Origin of the sequence: Thermoflexus sp. (assembly GCF_034432235.1) — a bacterium.
Classification (GTDB): domain Bacteria; phylum Chloroflexota; class Anaerolineae; order Thermoflexales; family Thermoflexaceae; genus Thermoflexus.
Genome location: NZ_DAOUCJ010000019.1, coordinates 1 through 5,605, shown reverse-complemented (window position 1 = coordinate 5,605; position 5,605 = coordinate 1). Strand labels below are relative to the sequence as shown.

Annotated in this window: 4 protein-coding genes and 2 pseudogenes; 3 read left to right on the top strand and 3 right to left on the bottom strand. The window is 63.4% G+C overall.

All coding sequences use genetic code 11. The features are described from left to right. From VAE54_RS02180 to VAE54_RS14495, 3 genes and pseudogenes are all read left to right on the top strand, one after another. On the top strand, window positions 1–1,199 hold a 1,199-nt coding region (locus tag VAE54_RS02180; protein WP_322800293.1), incomplete at its 5' end, for a hypothetical protein. A 17-nt stretch (window positions 1,200–1,216) separates the two neighbouring features. After that, window positions 1,217–1,861: a hypothetical protein gene (locus VAE54_RS02175; protein ID WP_322800292.1), complete on the top strand. Its 645-nt coding sequence runs from the start codon at window positions 1,217–1,219 to the stop codon at window positions 1,859–1,861. A gap of 112 nt (window positions 1,862–1,973) precedes the next feature. Then, window positions 1,974–2,282 (top strand): annotated as a pseudogene (locus VAE54_RS14495) (SWIM zinc finger family protein); the annotation flags it as partial. A gap of 74 nt (window positions 2,283–2,356) precedes the next feature. Here the strand turns inward: VAE54_RS14495 and VAE54_RS02170 are convergent. From VAE54_RS02170 to VAE54_RS02160, 3 genes and pseudogenes are all read right to left on the bottom strand, one after another. Further along, complete coding sequence (locus VAE54_RS02170) at window positions 2,357–3,634, bottom strand: MFS transporter (RefSeq protein ID WP_322800291.1); 1,278 nt, start codon at window positions 3,632–3,634, stop codon at window positions 2,357–2,359. A 113-nt stretch (window positions 3,635–3,747) separates the two neighbouring features. Beyond that, window positions 3,748–5,073 (bottom strand): glycoside hydrolase family 99-like domain-containing protein, encoded by a 1,326-nt coding sequence (locus tag VAE54_RS02165; protein WP_322800290.1) that lies wholly within the window; start codon window positions 5,071–5,073, stop codon window positions 3,748–3,750. 46 nt (window positions 5,074–5,119) lie between these two features. Then, window positions 5,120–5,605: pseudogene (locus tag VAE54_RS02160) on the bottom strand (hypothetical protein); the annotation flags it as partial.

The following is a 5,605-nucleotide window of genomic DNA, read 5'->3' as shown; positions in this document are numbered from 1 at the left end:
TGGACTTGTATGTGGTGTGGGAGACGGATGTCAACGATAGTGCCTCTGCCCGGCGTCGGGTGACCAACTTGGGAGGTTGGGCCTATAGATGGCCGAGCGAGGTGCGGGCGAATGTGCAGGATGGCGCGGTGGACTTTTTGAACTACTGGTTGCCGCCGGAGAACAACCAGTTGCCGGCCATGTGGATCTTCCAGGATTTGCGCCGGGCTTGGGAATATATTCGTAACAGCACTGGCATTGATCCCGGTTCCGTCACCGCCAAATGGCAAAGCGGCAGCGATTGCTATCCCTCGTGGCCTTTCTGCTCCTCGTTCTTTTACGCGGGAGTAGGAGGACCGTTTATCTTCATTGCGGATAGCAGCCGTCTTTCCGGGGATACGGTGGTGCATGAAGCAGGGCATCATTACATGTGGAATAAGACTGGGTGGTGGCTCTGGTGGGACATCGGTTGCTACAACCATCAGCTCTTCAGCCAGGAGGATGTTCACTGTGCCTGGAGTGAGGGCTGGGCCGATTTCCTGCCAATGTCGGTAAACGGGGATTCCTGCTATGATTGGGGGCGAGGACCGTGTGGAGCAGACGGAGGCCAATTTGAAAATCTTGAAATGCCTACATGGGGAGATGGCCGTCCGCAAGGTGACACCGTGGAAGGGCGGGTGGCAGGGGCGCTGTATGATCTCTTTGACGGCACGAACGAAGGCTTTGACAGCGCCACCTTTGGCTTTGCTCCGATCGCCAACATCGTCTTCCAGGCACCCCACGAGGACAGTTTCTCCGCCTTTTGGGACAGCTGGAAGGGCAGTGGGCAGAATAAACACCATGCAGTGCGAGCCATCTGGCAGAACACGATTGATTATGATACCCCGCCCCGCTTTGAGCCGCCATTGCCAGATCGCACCGTGCTGCAGGGCTTTGGTTGGGAGAATGCCATAGACCTTTGGGCTTACTCGGCGGACGAGGAGAGCAACGACTGGGAACTGGAGTGGCAGATTGGCTATGTCAGCGACTGGCGATGTGGGGTGATGATTGATGCTGGAGACTATGTGGACATTTACCCACAGGCCGGGTGGTTGGGCAGTTGCGATGTGACCATCCGGGTGAGTGATAGCCTCAAGACGGCGGATGACACCTTTCAAGTGAATGTGGTGCCGGTGCAGGCGCGGGTGTTTCTACCCCTGGTTTTGAAAAACAGCCCATAAGGGCGAAGGAGGCGAAGATGAAACGTCTATGGATGCTTGCGATTTTGATGCTTGTTTTAGCGGGATGTGGAGGAAGTGCTGCACCTACTGGCTGGCGGTGTAACAAAGGCCTTTGTGTCAAGATTGAGATAGCTGAGCCGGTGCACTGGGGGGAATCAATTGGAGTGACTATCACTGTGAGTAGTGAAAGGGATATTCGCGGCCTTGGAATTTCCCTGCTATCTTATCCGCCTTCCCAAATAACCTTTGAAAAGGCTGAATTTGTGACAGAAGGAGGTGCACGCTGGACAACGGATATTCAGGCTAACCATCCCCAACACTTTGGACTCTCAGTGTATCTTCCTCTTGAGGGAAGTTATGCATTGATTGCCCAAGCCTATGATCCCACTACAGGTATGGTTGTCGCCAACGAGATTAGAATCTATCTCACTCGTGAGGGTGGGGTTGTGAATCCCACGCCTGCCGTCTTTTCCGGAACACCGGAGTTGGTGCCAACAATGCCGCCGGAGCGGCTTCTCACCCCATTTCCTACAGCCACGCCCTGGCCGACACCATTCCCGACCCCGACTTACCCGCCGCCGGTGCGCACACCCACACCTGTAGAAGCGACGCCACCCTTCATCTCGCCGCTGCCCACACCCACGCCGGCGGCGTATCCGTGACAGTCTGTTCGGGGAAGCGGATTACAAAGAGCTTTTATACGTGATAGACGGGCTAACCACTCGCTCCAGCCGACGCCGCCTTCGGCGGCGCGGCTGAGCTTTGTCGTCAGGCATGTTCACTGAGCAGCTGTTTGCCCTCTCAATCGCACCCCTCCATCCAAAGACCCTCTGCCCTTCCTCGGTCTGGAGAAAGTTCTCGACTTTGCCCTTATCCTCCTGGGCGCGGGGCGTGAACTACTTCAGAGCCGGCCACGTTGTGCGCGCGGTCCTGCGCGGCGACATGTACACGGCGCAGGTGCAGGGCAGCGAATACGAGCCTTACCGCGTCACCGTCACCCTCAGGCCTGAAGGGGCCCTTGCCGGTGCGACCTGCACCTGTCCCTACGACTGGGGCGGCGATTGCAAGCATATCGTGGCAGCTCTTCTTCACCTGATTCAATTTTTGCTTTCCGCAATCCGCCAGCCGTGCGTGTTGCCGATGCCTTCCCGGGCCGATCAGGATCCCGGAGCGGCCTGGGCGGCGCGGGCGCGGAGCTCCGCCCGCAGCGCCATGATGTCCCGGGGAGCGGACCAGATGGCCAGGGCGAAGAGGAAGCCGCACAGGAGCCAGGTCCCCACGCAGATCGTCAGGATGGCCGTGTGCAGGGAGGTCCGCACGGCCAGCAGGCCGGTGAGGAAGGGGGCCAGGGAAGCGCCGCTTCCCTCGATGAAGGATTCCAGCGCCTGAGCGGAGCCCCGGATCTCCGGCGGGCTGATGTCGAAGACCGTGGCCAGGACGTTGGGGGCGGCCAGGGGGATGGCGAAGGCGGTGAGGACCACCATGGCCCAGAAGGCGCTGAAGGCCTGCGGAGGGATGGACATCGTGATCGCCAGCAGGACGGCGCCGGCCAGCACCCCGGCCATGGAGACGATGAGGCGTCCCCGCAGGGTGCGCCGGAACAGCCAGTCACCCATCGCCCCGCCGGCCAGGTATCCCAGGGACATCACGACCACCGCGGAGGCCATAATGATGAAGATCTGGGCGTTGCTGTAACCCCGCTCCTTTTCCAGGTAGCGGAAGAACCAGAAGGAGATCACGTTCCACGGAAAGACCCCAAAGAACCCCTGGGTGACCAGGAAGAGGAAAGTGGGCTTGCGCAGCAGCGCGCGGACCTCCGCGAGGTTGAACCGGTAGGAAGGGATCTCGGCGAGGGCGGCCAGCTCCGGCTCGCTGTGCCCTCGGGGGACCTCGTGGATGGTGCGCCAGATCAAAAGCGCCATGAGGATGCCCAGGAAGCCCGTGATCAGATAGATGGCCCGCCAGCCGATGAGGTCCTTGAGGCCGAGGGCCAGGGCCACGCCCATCAGATACCCGACGGGGCCGGTCATCTGGAGGAACCCGTAGATGCGGCTGCGGAGCTGGGGGCCGAAGTAATCGGAGATCAGGCTGTAGAGGCCGGGATGGGCGTTGTCGTCGATCCCGGTGGAAGCGCGGGTGAGCAGGAAGAGGGGGTAGGTGGGGGCGAGGGCGCTGAGCCAGGTGGTGGCGCCCCAGATCAACGAGGCCAGCCCGATTAAGAAGGGGCGGGCGAAGCGATCGGCCAGGTATCCCCACAGCGGGTAGAGGAAGAGGCCCACCAGCAGCGCCGCCATGGAGGCCAGGCCCATGAGATCTTCCCCGATGTGGAACGTATTCATGATCTCCGTGGTGAGAGGGCCCAGGAGGAGCTTGTCGGTTTGGTGGAGCAGCATGAACGCAAACAGCACCGCCGCGACCGCCCATGGTGTGCGCATGGGTTCCTCCAAGGGATGTTCTCGCGAGGCCTTCAAGGGACAGCGGGTCCCCGAAGGCGTCCCCGCTGCCCCGTAGACGTTTTGTAGCCGATTATATCATGCGGCCTTGGATCCTATCGGCCCCGGTATCGGGCTGCCCATTGCGCCGTGAGCTGCAGGTAGAGATCCCCGAAGCGGACGCTGGGCTCGATGTAGGATCCTTCCACCCACTCGTTGAAGGAGTGGATGAGGATCAGATCGGGCTGGGTGGGCAGCACGGCCTCCCATGTCCGCGCGTAGTAAGCCCCGTTCTCCCGGTCCCGGGCGAAGGGGGCGCTGCTCACCCGCAGGTCGGCGCACTGGGGCTGCGCCGAGTTCAGGTCATCCCATCCCGGCATCACCGTGCCGACCCAGAGCTTGGGCTGGCCGGTTCGGCGTTCCCAGTCCCGGACCCATCCGGCCCAGCGCGGCGCCCCACGGTAGGCAGTGGGGCAGCAGGCGTGATCGATCTTGTAGACGTAGAGGCCGTCGAAGACGGCGAGGTAATCCGGCTTCAACCCCTCAGCGATCCACCATGTGTGGTGATCGGGATCCACGGCCTGGCGGATCTCCGCCCAGCGGGCCACGGCGGTCGCCACATCCTGATCGGAGGCCGGTCGGTTCCCGGCGGCGTCGGGGACGCGATACATGTCGCTGAAGAAGATCACCGGCCGCCCGGCCACTCGCAGGAATCGGGGGTGGGCCGTGTGGCGCGAGATCAGGTAACGCAGCGCGTCCACCACCCCGGGCTGATTGGCTCCGGGGAGGATGTGGTAGAGGAAAGTGACCGTCGAATAGAAGCCCTCGGGCGAGAGGTTCAGGATTTTTTCGAGGTTCCCATCCGTGCGGTTGCCGGGGGCGAACCAGTGGACGGCGAAGCCATCGATGCCGGCGGCGCGGGCCTGGCCGATGTGGCGGGCGATCACCCCGGGATCATCGGACGAGTAGACGCCATCCCGGGGCTGATCCGCATCGGACGTGCAGCCGGTGGACCAGGTGCCCGGGTCATACCAGGGGAAGTAATTGGCCAGGACCCGCCGGGGGGCGGGAGGATGGAGGGGGCGGGTGGAGGGATTCGAAACGGCGGTCGGAGAGGGTGCCGGCGTGCGGGTGGGGGCCGGCGTCGGAGAGGGCCCTGGCGTTCGGGTCGGGCGGGGGGCGGTCGGGGTCACAGAAGGCCGAGGCGGTCGGGTCGGCGATGCCGGGCGCTCCGGCGTCATCGAGGCCGGGGGTGTGGAAGTGGCCGTGGGAAGGGGAGAAGCCGTTCCCGTGGGCATGAGGGTGGAACGGGAGGACAGCTCGCTGGGCCCTCTGGTCGAAAAGGCTTCCGGCTGGGCCTTGAACGCGGAAGGAGAGGGAGGATTCATCCCACATCCGAAGAGCAGGAAGGCCAGCAGAGCGACCGGGACAGCGCCTCGCATAGCGACCTCCGGAAAGCTTTCTCTTATGGGAAGGGCGTTGTGTCCATTATAGTTTCTCAATCCCTTGTAGGCTGGAGCGGGGGTGCATGGAAGCAACAGCCCCCGCCCGCCCGCAGGCGATCCCGTCCGGGCCGACGGAGAAGAGGGGGCGGCCGTTCGCGTCCACACAGGGGTTGCCCGACTTCCCGGGCTGCGGGCAGTCCACATACCGGGTGGTCGGATCGCCCATCGATCCTCCGGTGCAGGCATTGATCGTCCGCACGATCACAAAGCACCGGTTTTCAAACATGAACGGCCCTTCTACCACCTCCACCCGGCGGATCTCCCCGGGCGCGCACGGGGGAGGGGCCGGCCCCGGGCCGGGCGGGGGCGTCCCGCCCCCGCCTGTCTCACACCCCACATCCGAGGGATTGCCCGACTCACACCCGGGCGGCTGGGGCTCCTGGGCCCGGGCCGGCCGGGGGGCGGCCGGCCCGGCGACCATCAGGGCGATCAGCAGGAACGCCAAGGCCCCGCGGGCTATCGCTCCCAT